The organism is Rhizobium sp. P44RR-XXIV, from assembly GCF_001999485.2.
In the GTDB taxonomy this organism is placed as follows: Bacteria; Pseudomonadota; Alphaproteobacteria; order Rhizobiales; family Rhizobiaceae; genus Rhizobium.
Window position 1 is genome coordinate 210,030 of the sequence record NZ_MPVZ02000027.1, and the last position, 19,365, is coordinate 229,394.

General features: G+C 60.3%; 18 protein-coding genes and 2 pseudogenes. 9 read left to right on the forward strand and 11 right to left on the reverse strand.

Features of this window, described 5'->3' with window-relative positions:
* Window positions 1–109 precede the first annotated feature (109 nt).
* From BSK43_RS13365 to BSK43_RS35680, 7 genes and pseudogenes are all read left to right on the forward strand, one after another.
* Window positions 110–1,111 (forward strand): LLM class flavin-dependent oxidoreductase, encoded by a 1,002-nt coding sequence (locus tag BSK43_RS13365; protein ID WP_077470652.1) that lies wholly within the window; start codon window positions 110–112, stop codon window positions 1,109–1,111.
* 70 nt (window positions 1,112–1,181) lie between these two features.
* Entirely contained in the window at window positions 1,182–2,804 is a 1,623-nt protein-coding gene (locus BSK43_RS13370) for an ABC transporter substrate-binding protein (RefSeq protein WP_077470653.1), read from the forward strand.
* A 59-nt stretch (window positions 2,805–2,863) separates the two neighbouring features.
* Window positions 2,864–3,880, forward strand: coding sequence for an ABC transporter permease (locus BSK43_RS13375; RefSeq protein WP_077470654.1), 1,017 nt, complete (start codon window positions 2,864–2,866; stop codon window positions 3,878–3,880).
* A 59-nt stretch (window positions 3,881–3,939) separates the two neighbouring features.
* A complete protein-coding gene (locus BSK43_RS13380; protein ID WP_348641755.1) occupies window positions 3,940–4,749 on the forward strand; it encodes an ABC transporter permease in 810 nt (269 codons plus the stop codon).
* Window positions 4,746–6,409: pseudogene (locus BSK43_RS13385) on the forward strand (ABC transporter ATP-binding protein). Before BSK43_RS13380 ends, BSK43_RS13385 begins: the two are co-directional and overlap by 4 nt.
* 63 nt (window positions 6,410–6,472) lie before the next feature.
* Window positions 6,473–7,498 carry an LLM class flavin-dependent oxidoreductase gene (locus BSK43_RS13390; protein ID WP_246662566.1) on the forward strand — a complete coding sequence of 342 codons (1,026 nt, stop codon included), beginning with the start codon at window positions 6,473–6,475 and terminating at the stop codon, window positions 7,496–7,498.
* Window positions 7,462–7,797 carry a hypothetical protein gene (locus BSK43_RS35680; RefSeq protein WP_246662567.1) on the forward strand — a complete coding sequence of 112 codons (336 nt, stop codon included), beginning with the start codon at window positions 7,462–7,464 and terminating at the stop codon, window positions 7,795–7,797. The genes BSK43_RS13390 and BSK43_RS35680 overlap by 37 nt, the downstream gene beginning before the upstream one ends.
* Before the next feature lie 70 nt (window positions 7,798–7,867).
* On the opposite strand, the gene BSK43_RS13395 is transcribed toward BSK43_RS35680, so the two are convergent.
* The 3 genes from BSK43_RS13395 to BSK43_RS35070 all read right to left on the reverse strand — a co-directional run bounded on the left by BSK43_RS13395 (window position 7,868) and on the right by BSK43_RS35070 (window position 10,240).
* Window positions 7,868–9,058, reverse strand: a complete 1,191-nt coding sequence (locus BSK43_RS13395; protein WP_077470656.1) for a cystathionine beta-lyase — start codon at window positions 9,056–9,058, stop codon at window positions 7,868–7,870.
* Window positions 9,058–10,014, reverse strand: a complete 957-nt coding sequence (locus BSK43_RS13400) for a cysteine synthase family protein (RefSeq protein WP_077470657.1) — start codon at window positions 10,012–10,014, stop codon at window positions 9,058–9,060. The genes BSK43_RS13395 and BSK43_RS13400 overlap by 1 nt, the downstream gene beginning before the upstream one ends.
* Window positions 10,015–10,090: 76 nt before the next feature.
* Entirely contained in the window at window positions 10,091–10,240 is a 150-nt protein-coding gene (locus BSK43_RS35070) for a hypothetical protein (protein WP_169055393.1), read from the reverse strand.
* Here BSK43_RS35070 and BSK43_RS13405 point away from each other — a divergent pair.
* Complete coding sequence (locus BSK43_RS13405; RefSeq protein ID WP_136686904.1) at window positions 10,239–10,463, forward strand: hypothetical protein; 225 nt, start codon at window positions 10,239–10,241, stop codon at window positions 10,461–10,463. The two genes, BSK43_RS35070 and BSK43_RS13405, sit on opposite strands and share 2 nt — an antisense overlap.
* A 130-nt stretch (window positions 10,464–10,593) precedes the next feature.
* On the opposite strand, the pseudogene BSK43_RS35400 reads toward BSK43_RS13405, so the two are convergent.
* The 8 genes and pseudogenes from BSK43_RS35400 to BSK43_RS13445 all read right to left on the reverse strand — a co-directional run bounded on the left by BSK43_RS35400 (window position 10,594) and on the right by BSK43_RS13445 (window position 18,271).
* Window positions 10,594–10,993: pseudogene (locus BSK43_RS35400) on the reverse strand (hypothetical protein).
* A gap of 124 nt (window positions 10,994–11,117) precedes the next feature.
* Complete coding sequence (locus BSK43_RS13415) at window positions 11,118–11,741, reverse strand: XRE family transcriptional regulator (protein ID WP_077470658.1); 624 nt, start codon at window positions 11,739–11,741, stop codon at window positions 11,118–11,120.
* The gene (locus BSK43_RS13420) at window positions 11,731–11,910 is read right to left on the reverse strand and encodes a hypothetical protein (RefSeq protein WP_077470659.1); all 180 of its coding nucleotides are present in this window, start codon (window positions 11,908–11,910) and stop codon (window positions 11,731–11,733) included. The genes BSK43_RS13415 and BSK43_RS13420 overlap by 11 nt, the downstream gene beginning before the upstream one ends.
* A gap of 178 nt (window positions 11,911–12,088) precedes the next feature.
* Window positions 12,089–13,771: an ABC transporter ATP-binding protein gene (locus tag BSK43_RS13425; protein ID WP_077470660.1), complete on the reverse strand. Its 1,683-nt coding sequence runs from the start codon at window positions 13,769–13,771 to the stop codon at window positions 12,089–12,091.
* Window positions 13,768–14,640 carry an ABC transporter permease gene (locus BSK43_RS13430; protein WP_077470661.1) on the reverse strand — a complete coding sequence of 291 codons (873 nt, stop codon included), beginning with the start codon at window positions 14,638–14,640 and terminating at the stop codon, window positions 13,768–13,770. The genes BSK43_RS13425 and BSK43_RS13430 overlap by 4 nt, the downstream gene beginning before the upstream one ends.
* Window positions 14,637–15,590 carry an ABC transporter permease gene (locus BSK43_RS13435; protein ID WP_077470662.1) on the reverse strand — a complete coding sequence of 318 codons (954 nt, stop codon included), beginning with the start codon at window positions 15,588–15,590 and terminating at the stop codon, window positions 14,637–14,639. The genes BSK43_RS13430 and BSK43_RS13435 overlap by 4 nt, the downstream gene beginning before the upstream one ends.
* The gene (locus BSK43_RS13440; protein ID WP_077470663.1) at window positions 15,568–17,199 is read right to left on the reverse strand and encodes an ABC transporter substrate-binding protein; all 1,632 of its coding nucleotides are present in this window, start codon (window positions 17,197–17,199) and stop codon (window positions 15,568–15,570) included. Before BSK43_RS13440 ends, BSK43_RS13435 begins: the two co-directional genes overlap by 23 nt.
* Window positions 17,200–17,398: 199 nt before the next feature.
* On the reverse strand, window positions 17,399–18,271 hold the full coding sequence (locus BSK43_RS13445) for a LysR family transcriptional regulator (protein ID WP_077470664.1): 873 nt from the start codon (window positions 18,269–18,271) through the stop codon (window positions 17,399–17,401).
* A 91-nt stretch (window positions 18,272–18,362) separates the two neighbouring features.
* On the opposite strand from BSK43_RS13445, the gene BSK43_RS13450 reads away from it, so the two are divergent.
* A complete protein-coding gene (locus BSK43_RS13450) occupies window positions 18,363–19,352 on the forward strand; it encodes a nitrilase family protein (protein WP_077470665.1) in 990 nt (329 codons plus the stop codon).
* The last annotated feature ends 13 nt before the right edge of the window (window positions 19,353–19,365 follow it).

Consider the following 19,365-nt stretch of genomic DNA (forward strand, 5'->3'; position numbering starts at 1 on the left):
GATCTTTTATTGTGCAGGCGATGATTGAAACATCGTTGCTCGATTTAATAATCTAGTAAAAATATAGATTAAATATCTTTGTAGCCGCCGACCCAATCGGAGAGGATCCATGTCTTACGCCCTGAGCTTTCTCGACAAAAGCCCGATCGACGGGAGGGAGCGCGCAGCGCAAGCCCTGCAGCGCACGTTGACGCTTGCCAAACGAGCCGAAGAACTCGGCTATCGCCGCTTCTGGGTAGCAGAGCATCACAACACCTCCAAGCTCGCGAGTTCCTCCCCTGAGGTGCTGATCGGCTTTCTGCTCGCGTGTACGAACCGCATCAGCATCGGCTCCGGCGGCGTCATGCTTCAGCACTATAGCGCCTACAAGGTCGCCGAAAATTTCAACCTGCTGTCTGCTCTCGCCCCGGGACGCGTCGACCTCGGTGTGGGCAAGGCGCCCGGCGGGCTCCCGCTTTCTACCCGTGCTTTGCAAGGCGCGCTCGACCCCGCACGCAAACCGCCGTTTGAGGCGCAATTGACCGAGCTCGACGGCTTTCTCCATCATGACAAGACCATTGACGCGAATGCCGATAGCCTTGCCGCATTTCCGGCGCCGGACCAGCCGCCAGGTTGCTTTTTGCTCGGCGCGAGCCCGGAAAGCGGCAGATTGGCGGCCCGGCTTGGCTGGCGGTTCGTCTATGCCGGACACATCCACGGCGATGACGATGCGATTGAGCAATCGCTTGCGGCCTATCGCGAGGCGGGTGGCAGCTCTGCTCTGCTGGCTGTCAGTGTCGTCACCGCGCAGACCGCCTCGCTTGCCGAAAGCCTCTTGGGCGACACACGCCGCTTCCGACTGGAAATCAAAGGCGGGCAGGGCGTCAATGTCGGCAGCCGCGAACAAGCGCTGGAATATGTCCGCCAGGCCGGAGCGACCGACTATCACATCGAAGAAAGAAGCCCGCGTCTCATCCGCGGAACACCGGCAGATGTCCATGCCGAGCTGCAGCGGCTGCACGGCAAATTCGGTGTCGATGAATTCGTCATCGACTGCCCGGTCTCAGACGGTGCTCACCGCCTGAAAACCATCGAACTTCTAGCCGACGCGCGCAGCGCCATTGCGGCGTGACGGGCGGGCGACGAACAGAGCTGAGCGGCGCGCGAGTACAGTGACGATTTTTCAAGGAGATACACTTTCAATGCTTATTCGCAGACATTTTCTAAGCCTGACCGCAGCTATCGTCGCAATTTCGGCGACATCGGGCCTGTCCATCGCGCAGGATGCAAAACCGGTGAGCGGTGGCAAGCTGACATGGGGCGTCGAGACGGAGCCGGCCACGCTTAATCCGCAGCTGAACGGGCAGGACAAGACGAAGCTGCTGCTCCGCAATGCCTATGAATCGCTTCTGGCCCGCACCGCGGATGGCGGTTACGTTCCGTGGCTGGCGAGCGAATACAAGATCTCCGAAGACGGCAAGACCTATACGTTCAAGCTGCGCGACAAGGTGACCTTTACCGACGGGCAGAAATTCGATGCTCAGGCGGTGGTCACCAATTTCACCAAGCTCAAGGACGCCGCCTATTCTGGCAGCGTCAGCGCCGGGCCAATTGCCCGTATCGTCGAGGCGAAGGCGCTCGATGATCACACGGTCTCCTTCACGCTGAACCAGGTTTATGCACCCTTTCTCGACTACGCCGCCAGCCTGGAGATCCTTTCACCCTCGGCCTTCGCATCCTCGCAGCTGAAATCCGGTGGCCCGGAAATCGCCGGCACCGGACCTTTCATCCTCAAGCGCTATGCCAAGGGACAGGAAATCCAGTTCGTGAAAAACGCCGCCTATAACTGGGCGCCCAAGACCGCTGCCCACCAGGGTGCGGCCTATCTGGATGAAGTGACCTATCGTTTCCTGCCCGAATCCGCCGTTCGTACCGGCGCTCTCACCTCCGGCCAGGTCGATGTCATCGAAGGCATCGCCGGCAATGATGCGTCCTTGTTCAAGGATAGCCCGGATTTCAGCTATCAGACCGCTTTGAACACCGGTACGCCCTATTCGCTCTTCCTCAATGTTACCTGGGGACCGACCCAGGACATCAAGGTGCGCAAGGCGCTGATCGCCTCCATCGATGTCAATGCGGTCCTGAAGGCAGTCTATCGCGGCGAACGCACCCGCGCCTGGGGCATCACCTCACCGATCGATCCGCAATTCTACGACAAAAGCATCGAGAGCGCTTACGGCCCCGATCCAAAAGCGGCAAATGCGCTGCTTAATGAAGCCGGCTGGACGGCACGCGATGCACAGGGCTTTCGCACCAAGGACGGCAAGCGGCTGACGATCGAGGTCATCCAGGCGCAGGCGACGGTGCGCGATCAACGCGATGTGCTGCTGCAGGCCCTTCAGGCACAGGCGCGCCAGAATGCCGGTATCGATCTTGCCATCGTCTTCGTTGATGCAGGAACCTATACGGACCGACGCAAGACCGGCCAATTCGGCTCGATCGCCAATTCCAACACTCCGACGGATGCCATCGACATCGAGTATCACTACCTGCCTCTCGATAAGGGCGGCAGCATCAATTACAGCCGCGCCTTCGCACCCGAACTGTCGCAATGGCTGAACGAAGCTGCTTCGACGCTCGATCAGAAAAAGCGCTTCGAACTCTACGCCAAGCTGCAGCGCTTCGCCGTTCTCGACCAGGCCTATGCGCTGCCGCTCTACGAACCCGAGGATCAGGTGGCGGCGGCAAGCTATGTGAAGGGCATCGGTTTCCGCCCCTTCAAGCAGCTGCCGGAAGGCGCATACGACATCTGGCGCAGTGAATAAGCCGACCGGTCAACAGGCCCCGTGGCGATAGCCACGGGGATAACGAAGGAGCAACGATCATGAGTGCTGACGATGCAACGGCCCTGGACGCGGCCCCTTCATCGTGGCCGGCAGGCCGCTATCGGCTGAGGCGTAACAGCCTCACATCGCAGGTTCTGACCCGGATTACGTCAGGCATCCTCGTTCTATGGGCCGCCGTAACGCTCAGCTTTGTCAGCCTCCATCTGGCGCCTGGCGACATCGTCAGCCTGCTGATCGGGGAGCAGTTGCGAACGCCCGAGGTGGAGGCCGCCATTCGTCTCGAATGGGGCTTGGACAAGCCGCTGTTGAGCCAATACGTCACCTATCTCCTGCGCATCCTGCATGGCGATTTCGGGCGATCCTACATCCTGCAGACCGACGTATCCGGTCTCGTCCTGTCACAGATGCTGCCGACGCTGAAACTCACCGCTGCCGCACTCGTCGTGGCAATCGTATTCGCCGTCGCCAGCGCCTTGCTCACAGCGGGCAAGCGCCTGCCGCGCAGCATTGCCGGCGGGCTTGAGCTCATCCTCATTTCCACGCCATCCTTCTGGCTTGGCATCGTGCTGCTGTTCGTCTTCTCCTTCACGCTAAAGCTTTTTCCGGTTGCCGGCGACCGGACATTCTCGGCTCTGGTTCTGCCGGCTCTGTCGCTTGGCCTCTCGCTCGGAGCCGTTGTCGGGCAGGTGCTGCGCGAAGGGCTTGAGCGGGCGCTGGAAGAACCGTTCATGCTCACGGTTCGAAGCTGGGGAACACGAGATTTCGTCCTGAGGCTTCGTCATGGCCTGCGTCATGCCTCGCTGCCAGCCGTGACGCTCGCCGGCTGGCTCGTCGGCAATCTGCTGTCGGGTGCCGTGATTACCGAGGCCGTATTCGGCAGGCCGGGCTTGGGGCGCATCACGGTCGATGCGGTGCTTTCACACGACCTGCCCGTCGTCCTTGCCGTCGCGATCCTCTCCGCCTTTGTCTATGTGGTGCTGAGCACACTTGTCGATGTGCTTTATCTGCTGCTCGACCCCCGCCTGCGCAATGACGGCGCGGAGGCAGGCCATTGAGCGTTTCCTCGACAAGCCCACAGGCGGATGCAAGCCGCTGGCGTCATGCCTTCGCTGCGATAGGCGCCAGACCAAGCATTGCTCTCCCATCGATCTTTCTGTTGGTGGTAGCGATCGCAACCATCTGTCCACAGATCCTGACGGCAGCCGACCCGATTGCCGCAGACCCCTTACAAGCGCAGCTGCCGCCCTCGGTCGCTCACTGGTTCGGCACGGATCATCTCGGCAGAGATGTCTTTTCCCGCGTCGTTTACGGCGCGCGCTATTCAATCCTGATCGGCGTCAGCGCCGTTGCCATCGCGTCCATCGTCGGAGCCTTTCTTGGCCTGATCTCCGGCCTTGCGCGCGGTATCATCGACGAAGCCATCTCGCGTTTTCTTGATGTGATCTCGTCGTTTCCGGATCTGCTGCTGGCGCTGGTGCTGATCTCCTTTACCGGTCCCGGCACGGTCAACCTCATCTTTGCCCTTGGCGTTGCCTCGGTGCCGCGCTTCGCAAGGGTGGTGCGGGCGCAGACCTTTGTCATCGCCAAGAGCGGCTATGTCGAGCAGGCAAAGACATTCGGGCTCACACGAAATGTGCTGGTGATCCGCCATATCCTGCCGCATGCGCTGGCGCAGGTGCCTGTCCTTGCAACCATCGGCCTCGGCACGACCATCATCCAAGCGGCCGGTCTCAGTTTCCTCGGCATGGGGCCGCAACCTCCAGTCCCTGAATGGGGTGCCATGCTGGCGGAAGCGCGCAACTATCTGCGCGTCGCCTGGTGGATCGGGGTCTGGCCCGGCCTCGCGATTACGCTGACGGTGATTTCGATCAGTGTGCTTGGAAAGCGCTGGCAGCTTGCATTCGAAGGCAGGAGGCAATCGTGACCCCTCTCCTCCATATCAGCAATCTCACCATCGGCTTCCCGCAGGGCGAACACGCAAATCGCGTCGTGCACGGTATCGACCTGACGATCCACAAGGGCGAAGCGGTCGCTCTCGTCGGAGAATCCGGTTCCGGCAAATCGGTGACGGCGCGTTCGATCATCGGCCTTGCGGGTGCGACGGCCCGCATCAGCGCCGACCGGTTCGACATCGACGGTGAAGACGTGCGCGATTTCAAGGAAGCGGACTGGCGACGCCTCCGGGGACGAAAGATAGGCTTCGTCCTTCAGGATGCGCTCGTCTCTCTCGATCCGCTTCGGCGCATCTCGCAGCAGCTCTCGGATGCCTTTGGCACTCGCGGCTTCTTCGGCCGCCCCAATCTGCGCGAAGACAGCCGTGCCTTGCTGGCGTCCGTCGGCATTCCCGATCCGGACCGCAGGCTCCCGCAATATCCGCATCAGCTTTCCGGCGGCCTGCGCCAGCGTGCCCTCATTGCAACGGCAATTGCCCGTCAACCATCGCTGCTGATCGCCGACGAGCCGACAACGGCGCTGGACGCGACGGTTCAAAAGCAGATACTCGATCTCCTGGCCGAACGCCGCCGAGCCGGCCATACGCTTCTCCTCATCAGCCACGATTTGGCAGTCGTCTCTCGTCTCGCCGATCGTGTGCTGGTCATGAACAATGGCCGCATTGTCGAAGAAGGGGCCACGGAACAGATACTGACCCGGCCACAACATCCCTATACGCAACAGCTGCTGGACGCTGTGCCATCAGCCAGTTCGAAAGGGTTTCGGCTCTCGCCGGCGACCGTCAAGAATTCGCGGGATGCACAAGTGCTGGCGGATGCCGAGGCCATCGAGCGAATACGGGTTCCGCTGCCGGCAAAGACAATCGATCGGGAAAATCGCCTTCTGTCGGCTCGCAATCTCGTCAAGAGCTATGGCGGATCGGGCGGTGCCTACGCCGTCAACGACGTGACCTTCGATCTCGCATCGGGCGAGGCGCTCGGCATCGTCGGCGAATCCGGCTCCGGCAAGACGACCGTTGCGAAGATCATTCTAAGCCTTGTGGAGCCGGATCAGGGAACGGTGCTCATCGACGACAAGCAGTGGAGCAATATTCCAGAGGCGGAACGTCGCCCCCGACGTGCCAGCATGCAGCTGATCGCGCAGGACGCGCTCAGCTCCTTTGATCCGCGCTATACGGTCGAGAAGATCGTCGGCGAGAGCCTTGATAGCATCGGGGTCTTCGGCACCGCCCGGCGCGACAGGGTGCTCGAGGTGCTGGATGCGGTTCGGCTCAGCGAGGCGTTTCTGAAGCGCCATCCACGCGAACTTTCCGGCGGCCAACGTCAGCGCGTCGCGATGCCCGCGCCTTTGCGCCGCGCCCAAGGCTGCTGGTGGCGGACGAGCCCGTCAGCGCGCTCGATGTTTCGGTGCAGGCGCAGGTGCTCGATCTGCTCGCCGAACTTCAGGCGGCATCCGGCACATCGCTCCTGTTCATCTCCCACGATCTCGGCGTCGTGCATCATCTGACCGACCGTGTCCTGGTGATGAAGGATGGCCGGATCGTGGAGGCAGGCGACGTGCACAACGTCTTCACCGCACCGCGCCACTCCTACACGCGCTCCCTGCTGGATGCCGTTCCGGCTCTGACCTGAAACGCAACTCACAATGCCGGCGGGTGCCGGATGCAGATCTCTAGACTCGCAAGGAAATCCGTCATGACGCTCAATCGTACCAGACGCCTGAAGACCCTGACCGGAGCAGGCAGTGTCGTTGCCGCATCGAATGATGCAAGCCCGGTGACGGGCATCAAACGGGCCGTCGAATTGGCCCGCAAGGCCGAGGCCGAAAAGATTACCGGCCTGTTCACGGCTGACCTTCTCCACATCGATCCGGCGGGACTTGCGGGGACGGCGGGCATTCAGGAGCCGATCATCGCCCTTGCTGCGCTCAGCCAGGTGACATCGCAGATCGGCCTGATCGCCACCGTTTCTACCACCTTTCATTACCCCTACAATCTGGCCCGCCAGATCGGCACGCTCGACCATGCAAGTGGCGGACGCGCCGGCTGGAACGCGGTGACCTCTTCCGTCGGCGAAGAGAATTTCGGCGAGACATTGCCAAGCCCGGAAGAACGCTACGAGCGCGCGGCCGAATTCATCGAGATCGTCAACGCGCTCTATGACGCCAACGAGCGCGATGCCGCTACCCGCAAAGCCTCCGGAGCGGTCAGCATCGACCCGGCGAAGTTCCATCGGATCAATTATCGCGGCAAGCATTTCAGCGTCGAAGGACCGCTCAACGTGCCGCCATTGCCGCAGGGACGCCCGGTCCAGTTTCAGGCCGGACAGTCCGAAGCGGGTGTGACGGTCGGCGCGCGATATGCCGAAGTGGTCTATACGTCGCAGCCGAAGCTCGAGGACGCCATTGCCTTTGCAACGGAGTTGCGCCGCCGTGCAACCAGCTTCGGGCGGGCAAGCGGTCTTCCCTTCATCATGAACTCCTTCCATTCGGTTATCGGCGAATCCGATGCCGACGTGGCAAGGCGGCTGAAGGAAAAGCAGGAGCGGATCGACTACGAACAGGGCCGCCTGAAACTGGCTGATATGCTCGGCGCAGTCTGGACCTCTCAGAGTTGCCGCTCGACAAGCCGCTGCCGGAAACATTGCTACCGGAAGTCACCAGCATCAATCGCCGGCGTGGCCGTGTGGAGATCTTCCGCCGTTATGCCCGTGATGGTCTGACGCTGCGCGAATTGATTATCCAGGCACAGGAAACCGGTCACTGGTCGGTGGCCGGCACACCGGAACAGCTTGCGGATGCCATTGAAGAGCGTGTCCGCGCCGGCGTTCTGGATGTGCTGTCCCTGCATGGATTGGGTAATCCGGATCAGGAGGATTTGCTTATCAACGGATTGCTGCCCGAGCTACGCCGCCGCTCGATCATCGATACGGATTATGTCGGAGATGACTTCCGCTCGAATCTGGAGCTGCCGCCCTATGTCGCTGCGACAGGGACCATACCCGCAGCGAGACATGGCTGAGGCTGCTGATGACATTGAATGTCTGCCCCGACGCCGGGGCAGACAGCCGGCATAGCTTCGAACTTGCCGTTCAGACGACAGCCGCCGCGGCAAACCCGCGTTCGAGGTCGGCAATGAGATCGCTCACATCTTCAAGCCCGATCTGCAGACGGATGAGCGGCCCTTCCTCGGGTGCCTGCACCACGCGTCGATCGCTGAGATCGACCACCAGCGCCAGGCTCTGAAACCCACCCCAGGAATAGCCGAGGCCGAAGAGCGAGAGAGCATCGAGAAATCTCTCAGCCCTCGGCGCAAAATCCTGCTTTCGATCTGTGGCAAGGACGAAAGAAAAGACACCGCCGGCGCCCTTGAAGTCGCGTTTCCAGATATCGTGGCCCGGAAAGCTGCTGAGAGCCGGATGAAGGACGCGGGCAACGTCCTCCCGTGCCTCGAGCCATTTCGCCACCGCCAGAGCACTTGCCTGATGCCGCTCCAGCCGGATACCCATCGTGCGCAAGCCGCGCAGAACCTGATAGGCGTCGTCGGGTGTGCCGCAAAAGCCGAGCGCGCCGTTGGCCTGCTTCAGCTTGCGCCAATGCTTGGCGTTGGCGGAGATCGTTCCCATCAGGATATCGGCGTGACCGGCCGGATATTTTGTCGAAGCCTGGATGGATACATCGACACCGAAATCCAGCGGCTTGAAATAGAGCGGCGTCGCCCAGGTATTGTCCATGGTCACGACTGCGTCATGCCGATGCGCCACTTCTGCGATCGCTGGAATATCCTGGATTTCGAAAGTATTCGAACCCGGCGCCTCGGTGTGAACCAGCTTCGTGTTCGGGCGGAACAAAGCCTCGATCTCCGCGCCGGCCGCTGGATTGTAATAGTCGATCTCGATGCCGAACCGCGCCAGCATGGTATCGCAGAATTGCCTGACGTTGCCGTAGACGGAATCGACGATCAGCGCGTGATCGCCGGGCGAGAGATAGGCCAGCAGCGCGACGGTAACCGCCGCAAGACCGGAGGGAACCAGCACTGTGCCGGCGGCACCTTCCAATTCATTGACGGCGTTGCAGAGCGCATCCGTGGTCGGCGTGCCCCGCGTTGCGTAGGTGTATTTCTGCCCATGCCATTCCATCGTCTGCGTGTCGGGGAAGAGAACGGTCGAGGCGTGAACCTTGGGTGGGTTGATGAAGCCATGATAGTCGAATGGATCGTAGCCGGCTCGCACGAGCTGGGTATTCGGGCCAAGCGGGTCCAGGCGATCGTCTGAATTGCTCATCAAGCCTGCTCCGTTTCTGCCGCCAGATATCGTTCGCCGGTGTCGGGCAGAACCGCGACGATGACCTTGCCGGCGTTTTCCGGACGCGCGGCCAGCTTGGTCGCCACCCACAATACGGCGCCCGACGAGGTTCCGGCAAATATGCCCTCCTCGGCCGCCAGCGCTCTCGCTGTCTTGCGCGCGTCAGCCGTGTTGAGCGCGATCACCTCATCGGCAATCGTCGTGTCGAAGTTGCGCGGCAATTGCTCGGGCGGCACCTCGCTCACCTTGTGCACGCCGTCGATTTCCTCCGGATAGGGATTTTCTTCCGTCGGCAAGGATTCCGCTGCCGGTTCGGCGATGACGATCTTCAGATCCGGTTTCTTGGATCTGAGAAACTTGCCGGCCCCCGAAATGGTGCCACCAGTGCCGACGCCGCCAACGAAGATATCGATAGTGCCTTCGGTATCTCGCCAGATCTCGGGGCCTGTCGTATCGAAATGCGTGCGCGGATTTGCCGGATTGGCGAGCTGATCGGTGAAGAAAGCCGTTGGGTTCTCTTCCTGTACGCGCGCCGTGATCTTGTCGAGCGCCTCCGGATCGAGGAAGAACTCGTTTTTCACCGTGACGATTTCAGCGCCGAAAAAGCGGAGCAGCTTGATCTTGTCGGGGCTGATATTGTCGCTCAGATAGAATTTCGTCCGGTAGCCCCGGGATGCGGCGACGGCCGCGATGCCAATGCCGGTATTGCCGCTCGTCACATCGACAAGCAGATCGCCCGGCCGGATCTTTCCCCTCTCTTCGGCATCCTTGATGATGCCCCAGGCGATGCGATCCTTCACGCTGCCGGCGGGGTTGAAATATTCGATCTTTGCCAGGATGCGAGCGTCAAGGCTCCTGTTCCTGCGATAGTTATGCAGCTCCAGCAGAGGCGTGTTCCCGATGAGGTCCGTGAAGCTGTTATATATTCTTGTCACTCAACACTCCTGTTGATGAATGGGCGCATAGGAGAAGAGGTTTGGCGGGCATCGCTGCGACGGCGAGCGGGTACTTTCAGCCGCCGCAGACGGCGTACAGCAGCAGAATAAAGGACACGAGCACCATGAAGGCTGCGAACAGATGCTGGAGCATCTGCCAAATGCGCCAGCGCGTCGGCAAGGTCGGACGGGTTGCAAGTGAGGCCAGATAGAGGACAGTATCCATGAAAGCTCCTGATGCCAGCGCCCGCCCTGCCCCGGTACCTGAACGGCTGCGGCAAGGCGGCTCTATTATTCATGAGCATAATATTGTCTATAAAATTAGTGGATTAAAGAAACGATTTTCCGCTGATGCGTGTGGCATCGGCAAAATGCATTTCTTCGCAAGCGTCGAATCGAATGCGCTCGCGGCAAGCGAGGGAGCGACCTGTTTGCTCCGGCATCCGTAATAACGGATAGATTTCTGCAATAATGAGGATAATCGACAACCCAACAGAGTTGCATCTATTCTATTGGAGGAAAGAATATTAAAACAATTTTTCGCATTGAAAGCGAAAATTAGTTGGCATACCTCAATTTTCATTGAAAACCGGAATGTGGTTGAGCTCGGGAGATGGCGACGATGAACCCTGCAATGAACATGATGCCGATGATGAACTCCATGATGAATGGCATGTCGATGATGAACCCCATGATGGGTGGTATGCCCATGATGAACCCAATGATGGGCGCATGCCGATGATGAATCCGATGATGGGTGGCATGCCGATGATGGGCCAGATGCCGATGATGAACCCCATGATGATGCCAATGATGCAGATGATGATGGGCAAGATGACCTGCAAGATGACGCCGAAGGGCATGGTCTGCGAAATGATGCCCATGGAAGGCATGGACAAGGACATGTTCATGGAATGCTGCAAGCGCATGATGTCCATGATGTCGTCGGCATGCCCATGATGATGTTGTGCGGCAACATGATGATGTGCTGCACGATGGAAGCGGCCTGATCCCGCTCGCTGTTGCTCACCGGAAGAGTATCATTCTATCCGGTTACCTCGGCCGCCCCAAGGGGCGGCTTTTTCATTGAAGCTGCCAAGCACTCAGCCGCGAACTTCCTCGACATAGGTCGTGACGAGGTAGAGCACAGCTTCGCTCGCGGTCATGTTGCGATAGCTGTGGGCCACATCGGCCTCGAATATGACGGCATCGCCTTCACCGAGGATCTGTGCGGCGTGCCGGCCGGCGACGATCTCGACCGTTCCGCGCGAGACGACCAGATTTTCGATCGTGCCGGGCCGATGCGCCTCGGCGATCTCGGTGTGATGCGGCGCGATGCGCAATTCATAGAACTCGACCTTGCGTTCGCTCTCATAGGGAAAAAGCGCCCGTGTCTGGAACCGTCCTTCCGAGGCGGACAGGACCTTGGCTTTCGCGTGGGTGAGCACCTGGAGGGTGGTTTCTTGCGGCTCGGCAATCAGCGAACCGCAGGACACGTCCAGCGCTGCTGCGATTTTCCAGAGGATGGCAATAGTCGGGCTGCTCTTGCCGGTTTCGATCTGGCCGAGCATGGCGCGGCTGACACCGGATATCTTGGCCAGCCGATCGAGCGAGTAACCGCGGCGCGTCCGCAGACGGCGCAGGTTCTGGCCTGTCAGTGTCGAGATTTCGTCGATTGCCTCCGCCCTGGAGACCAGATGTAACGGCCTGCCCGCGTCAAGCGCCATAATTCTGATGGCCGAATGGCACGACGGGAATGAAGCCGACGAAGGGTACCCACATCAGGAAAGGCTGAACCGGCCACACGGAATTCGAGTGCGACGTTGCGACAGAATCCCTGCCGCGGGCATCGCGGTAGGCCTGGAAATCAATGACATTGGCAGCCTGGCTAGACATTCTGGCTCCTGCAGGTTCGATGACTTAAATCTAGTTTTCCAGTCGACTATTTTGGAGAGACCAGCGCCCAAACTTCGCAACTGCGGAGGAATGTTTTTGCCGCGTGAGGGCTTGGCAACGAAAGTGCTGCCCAAAGGGTACAGTGACGACAAAAGCAAGGCTTTGCCGGCAATCCCGCTTAAACCTCGCGAAACTTCGGCACCGATGCGATCAGCTCACGCGTATAGGCATGCTGCGGCCGTTCGAAAACCTGCTCTACCAATCCGGCCTCGACGACTTCTCCATCCTTCATGACGACAATGCGTTGGCTGACATGCTGGACGACCCCCAGATCATGCGAAATGAAGATCATGGACAGGCCAAGCCTTGCCTGCAGATCGACCAGAAGATCGAGAACTTGCGCTTGGGTCGTGACATCGAGGGCTGAAACCGGCTCATCGCAGATCAGCAGTTTTGGCTCTGCGGCGAGAGCTTGTGCGATCGACACGCGCTGGCGCTGGCCGCCGGAAAGGGCTGATGGTCGCCGCGCCAGCAGATCCTGCGACAGGCCGACCAGCTCCATCAACTTGGCGATCTTCTCGCGGCGCCCTGCCCTGTCCAACCTGGTGTAGAGCTTCAAAGGCTGATCGATGATGCGCTCCACCGTGAAGCGCGGGTTGAAGGAGCTGAGCGGATCCTGAGTGATGGTTTGAATGCCGGCACGCAGGGGGCGACGGGTGCGCTCGGGAAGCGTGCTCCATGGCTGCCCTTCGAAGAGGACATCTCCCGCATCCGGAGACTGCAAGGCAAGGGCGAGCTTGCCGAGCGTCGTCTTGCCCGAGCCGGATTCCCCGACGATGCCGAGCGTTTCCCCACGATCGACGTGCAGAGACACCTTCCTGACCGCCTGCAGGCGGCTGCCATCCGCGCGCCTGAAGCTCGTCGATATCTCGCGGATCTCCAGCAGGCGTTGATCCGAATGGACGGCCTGTCGGCTCGGCGAGGGTGTGCCCGGCGCACTCAGACGTTGCCCGCGATTGGCGGCGGTCGGCACGGCCGCCAGCAGGCGTTGGGTATAGTCGTGCTGCGGGTTCGCAAGAACACTGCGTGCCGGGCCGATTTCCACCAGCCGGCCTTTCTGCATGACCGCGACCCGATCGGCCAGCTGCGCCGCGACGGAAAGATCATGGGTGATCAGGAGAATGCCATGTCCGGCGGCCGCCAATTCTTTGAAGATAGCCAGTACTTTTTTCTGGACGCTGACATCCAGCGCTGTCGTCGGTTCGTCAGCGACCAATAGCTGCGGTTGGGCGGCAAGCGCCGAGGCGATCAAGGCCCTTTGCCGCAGTCCGCCTGAGAGTTCGTGCGCATACTGCCCGGCTCGTACATCCGGATCGGGAATGCCGACGCGTGCCAGCAATTCCGCGACCTGCTGCGCTACGAGTGCCCTCGGCGATAGACGGTGCGTCAGGATGGGTTCGGCAATTTCGCGGCCGATCTTCCTTAGTGGATCGAGCGATACCAGCGCATCCTGAAGAACGAAGCCGATTTCGCGGCCGCGCACCTCGCGCCAGTCTCTCTCCGACAAGTCGAGCAGGTTAAGCGGCTGGCCATTATGAGCTGTCAGGCTCATGGTCTCGGCGCGCACGGCAGCACGTGGGCCGGCCAGGCCGACGATGGCACGCGCCGTTACCGATTTCCCCGATCCGGACTCGCCGACCAAGGCCAGAATCTCCCCCGGCGCAATGTCCAGGGACAGATCACGAACTGCATCGACCAAGCCTTGCGGGGTGGAGAAGGTGACATTCAAACCCTTCACCGAGAGCAGTGGCGTCTCGTCAGTCGCAGGGCGAAAGCTTTGCAAGCTGGTCTGGATATTCATCGCACATCGCCCGTTGCAAGAATGGTCTGCAGCCGGCGCCCGAGCAGCGTGATCGAAATCACGGAGACGGCGACAACGGTTGCCGGAAGCAGGCTCGTCCAGGGCGCTATGTCGAGAAAATTCCGCCCGTTGGCGAGAAGCGCGCCCCATTCGGCGGCAGGCGGCACGACGCCGAGCCCGAGGAAACTCAAGGCAGAGGCCGAGAGGACCGAGCTGCCGACACCTATCGTCGCTAGGATAAGAAGCGGGCGAATGGAATTCGGCACAATATGCTGGCTGATAATCGTCCAGGGGTGCTCGCCCAACGCGATCGCATGCTCGACATAGCCCGATAGCTTGACCTGAAGCACCTGTGAACGGATCAGTCTCGCATAGCTCGCCACGCTGGAGAGCCCGACGGCCAGCAGCGTATTGGCAGGTCCGCGGCCGAGCACGGCGATGACCAGCAGCGCCAGCAGGATTTCCGGGAAGGCAAGCAGAATATCGATGAGGCGCAAGAGCGGCCGGGCGATCACCCTTGGCGCCAGCGCTGCGATCGTGCCGAGCACGATACCGCCGATACTGGCGATTAGCGTTGCACCGACGCCGATGGTCAGCGATTGCGAGGTGCCGTAGACGACGCGGGAGAAGAGGTCGCGCCCGAGCTCGTCGGTTCCGAACCAATGCGTGCTGTCCGGCGCAATGAGTATGGCATCCGGATCGACCGCCTCCGGATCGAAATGGGAAAACCATTGTGGCGCCCAGGTTGCTAGCGCGAGAATGATCACGAAAGCCAGCGGGGCGAGCAGGCCGAAAGACAGCCAGGGACGTCGCCGGCCCTCTTGCCGGCGCAGGAGTACGTCATCGTCCCGGAGTGTCGCATTGGTCATAGACCCGTCCTCCGCAAACGTGGATCGATCATCAGATAGAAGGCATCGACAAGCAGATTGACGATGACGAAGACGAGGGCCGAGAGCATGACCAGTCCCAGTACCAGCGGCATGTCGCGCGTCTTGATCGCCTGCAGCGTGATCTGCCCGATGCCCGAGCGCCCGAAGACCGTCTCGGTCAGGATCGAGCCACCCAGCGTGCCGGCCAGCAAAGTGCCGGTGAGTGTCGATGCCGCCAGCGCCGCATGCCGCAAGCCGTGCCTGACGCGCAGGACCGTCTCGCCGACGCCGCGTGCCCTGACTGTCAGTGAGAAGGGCTGGGACAGCGCCTGCTCCAACCCATCGCGCAGCACCTGGCTGAGCAGGGCGGCAAGAGGGAGGCTCAAGGCGATTGCTGGCAGCACCAGGGCCGATAACCCGTCATTGCCGGTTACGGGGAACCATTGCAGATTGAAGCTGAAGACAGTGAGCAGCAGGATGCCGATCCAATAGACCGGTGTGCTCAGCAATATCAGCTCCACGGCCGAAGACAGCCGCCCCAGGCCGCGGCGGCGGCCCGCCGTCGCCAATGCGATGCTGACGGCTAATAGCAGCGCGATAACGATAGCAGTGCCGGCAAGCTGCAGCGTCGGCCCGGCAGCCTCGTAGATCACCTCGCTCACCGGTTGGCGATATTGGTAGCTTTGACCGAAATCGCCAACCAGAGCCTTGCCGAGGTAGTGCGCATATTGAACGATGAGCGGTTGATCCAGCCCATATTGATGGATCAAGGCAGCCCGTTCGGCCTCATCGACGACATTTTCGCCGCCGGCCAGGATCGACACCGGATCGCCCGGTATGAGCTTCACGGCAATAAATGCAATCGTCGCCGCGCCCCAAAGCACGGCAACGATCACGCCGGTCCGCCGCGCAGCGGTCTGAAGGGCTTTATTGATCCAGCCAGGCATCATAGAAATTCGGCTTGGCGTTGGTGGCCCAGGAGATGCCGTGCAGCGCTTTGGAGGCGCCAAGCTGATAGGCCGCGACGAAGAGCGGCACGGCGTAGGCCTGTTCGATCACTTCCTTCTGCACGTCGGCATAGAGCTGCTTGCGCTCGGCATCGGTTGCGCCAACTGCCTTACTCAGCTTCTCGTCCAGGCTTTTGACGCGAGAGACATTCTGGCCATTCGGCGGAAGATAGGTCGAATGAAACACCGTGCGCAGGATATCCGGCTCGGCGCGCACGTAGAAGAACGAGACGAGATCGTAATCATTGGCATTGGTGCGAGCGGTCCAACCGCCGGCATCGACCGGATCAAGCTGAAGATCGAAGCCCGCCTGCTTCACTTGATACTGAACGGCCTGCGCCAGTGTGACTTCCTGTGCGCTGCTGGAGCCCGTGTCATACACATAGTGCAGGGTCAGACGGGCGCCATCCTTCTTGCGTATCCCGTCGGCATCCTTCTGCGACCAGCCCGCTTCGTCCAGCAGTCGGTTCGCCTTGCCGAGATCGAAGCCCCATTTCTTCGGGATATCGTGGTCGTAATAAAGCGTCGATGGCCCGAGGATATTGTCCGCCGGCTTCAACGTGCCGAAATAGGCAGCCTTCACGGCGGCTGGGCCATTCACGGCAGTCTGGAAGGCCTGGCGCACCTTCACATCCTGAAACGGTCCCTTGGAGGTGTTGAGGAAGTAGGAGCTGTTGACGCCCGGATTTTCCCTCGTCACCACCTGCAATTTGCCATTGCCCTGAACGGAGCGATAGTTTGCGGGCGGCACGGCGTCGATTGCCTGCAACTGTCCGCTCGCGAGCGCGCCCAGTCGTACGGAGGCTTCCGGCAGATATTTGAAGACGATCTGGGCGAAATGCGCCGGTCCCTTATGCGTGGCATAGCCCGGACCCCAATTGTAGTCGGCGCGCCGGCTGAGCTTGCTGCCGCTTCCCTTGGTGAAATTCTCGAGAATATAGGGGCCGGAACCGATAACGGTATTTGTCGTGCTCTGCGCCTTCTGCAGATAGGTTGGCGACTGAATGCCGAGATAGGGCAAGCTCAGCCCCTGCAGCAAGGGCGCGAAGGACTGACGATAATGGATCACCAGCGTCTGGCTATCGGGCGCCTCGATCTTGTCGATAGGTCCGAGCAGCGACTTGGCATAGCTGGACGTGGTCTTCGGATCGAGGATGCGCTCGAAATTATATTTGACCGCCGCCGCATCGAGCGGCGTGCCATCGCTGAAGGTCACACCCTTGCGCAGATGAAACGTATAGACGGTATTGTCGGTATTGATTTCCCATTTCTCGGCGAGCCAGGGCGTGAAGCTGTTGTTCTCGGCCTGTCCGACGAGGGAATCGACGATATTGCGGGTGATAAGGGCCGTGATCGAGTTGCCGGTGATCGATGGATCGATGATCGCGGCATCGGTTGCCAATCCCACGTTAAGGACACCGCCGTCGACTGGTTTCGTCGTATCGGACGCGGCATTTGCCGGCGTCCCGATGAGCGTCAAAAAAGACAATGCCAAGGCGATGCCGACAGCATTCCGCTTTCTGCCATTCACCGTCAAAAATTCCTGTTTCATATCCCGTCCCTGATTTGGTCGCTGCTGCACCGGTCACGTGAGTGCAGATTTGCGATCTGGTCTGCTGGACAGAATATTGTCTATAAAATTACTAGACTAAAGGTATTGCGGTGCTTTTATGCGTGAACAGGCAGAAATCCGTTTCAATGTCGGACCCGCCTTGTCGTTTGTCATTCGGATATCGACATCTCAGGCAGATTCACCCGTGATGTTTCGACACGTAGTCCACAAAGCGGCTCAACAGGGCATTGCTACTTCTCCGGTGCCAGCAAAGCCCAACGGGCCACGTCGCCTCAGGGCCTGAAAGAGGTTGCTGGTGGGTACGGCCAGCCAACGCATTGACGCCGTGCCAGGGCAGAAATGCCGCGCCCAGCCCCGCCGCGACAACGGCATGGACCGTCAGGATATCGTCCGCATATTGGATGATACGCGGGGTGAAGCCGATCGTGGAACACCAGCGACTGATCTGCGAATCCAATCCCGGCCCGCGCAACGGCGATAGAGATACAAAGCCGAGACGGTTCAGATCTGGCAGCCGACCTTCGGAGGGGATCGTCATTTCGTGAGGAAGAACCAGCGCCAGCCGCTCTTCGATAACAGGCATGAAAGCCAGGTCGTTGTCGCCTTCCGGCGCTCGGCAGAAACCGACATCGAGGCGGCCATCAAGCAATCGCTGATGCTGCTCTCGCGACGGCAGGTCGTTAAGCGTGATCTGGCTCTCCGGTATGCTTGCCCGAAAGCCGGCGATCAGTTGCGGGGCGGTGACCAGCGTCGATATCCCGAATCCGATGTCGAGCGATCCGGTCAGGCCGGCATTGGCCCGCTGCATCTTCAGGTCGATATCATCACTCAGGCGCAGGAGTGCGCGCGCTTCCTGATGCAGTAGCTGACCCAGGGCCGTGAGCTTGGCGCCATGACGGCCACGCTCGAATAGTGGGCCGCCTGCTGTTATCTCCAGCGCTTGTATCTGCTTGGACAAGGTCGATTGGGTGACGAACAGCTTCGCCGACGCCTTGCCATAATGGCCGGTATCAACCAACTGAAAGAAGGCGCGTAGAAGCTTAAGATCCATTCGAATATCGAATAATTTCTGTCGAAAGTATCATTTTACGAAAAGATGCCCGGATGGTCAAATCGCTTCATGACAATCAGGAGCAACAGCCGTGACCTTCACCGTCTCTTCCGTACAGTTTCAGCATCGCGCCAGCGACAAGGCCTATAATCTCTCGCGCATCCTCCATTTTACCGAGGAGGCTGTCCGGGCGGGCAACCAACTCGTTGTGTTCCCCGAGATGTGCATTTGCGGCTATTGGCATGTTCCGAAGCTCGATGGCGAAGGTCTGGAGGCTCTCGCCGAGCCTCTTTCGGGCCCTTCGGTCTCCTACGTTGCGGCGCTGGCACAAGAAAAGGGTATAGCGATCGGCGTCGGCCTGCTGGAGCGCGGCGAAGATCAGAAATTATATAACAGCTATGTCGTCTGCATGCCCGACGGACAGCGCCATTGCCATCGCAAACTGCATGCCTGGGAGCACAAGCTCATTTCGAGCGGCGACAGATTTACCGTGTTCGATACCCCTTGGGGCATTCGGGCGGGGATATTGATCTGCTGGGATAATAATCTCATCGAAAACGCCCGCGCGACCGCCCTGCTCGGTGCGGAACTGCTGATTGCGCCGCATCAGGCGGGTGGTGGGCATTCCGCCAGCCCACATGGATTGAAGCGAATTCCGGTTGAGAAATGGGCCCGTCGTCAGGAAGACCCCGCCGCCATCGAAGCGGAGTTTCGAGGCCCGAACGGTCGAGAATGGTTCATGCGCTGGCTGCCGTCTCGCGCTCATGACAACGGCATGTTCCTGGTCTTCAGCAACGGCGTCGGTCAGGACGAGGACGAAGTGCGCACCGGCAATGCCATGATTCTCGATCCCTATGGCCGGATCCTGGTCGAGACCTGGCAGGCCGCCGATGCCATGGTGACCGCCGAAATCGATCTCGATCTGCTGGACAAATGTACCGGCCAGCGCTGGATACGCGGTCGCCGCCCCGAGCTTTACGGCTGCCTGACGGAGCCCAATCCGAACGGTCTTGCGCCGATGGAGGCGCGTTTTTCCGAAGCGTCAACCCGCAGCGGTCCGTCTAAAGAGCCGGTCTCATGAGCGCGTTGCTGGT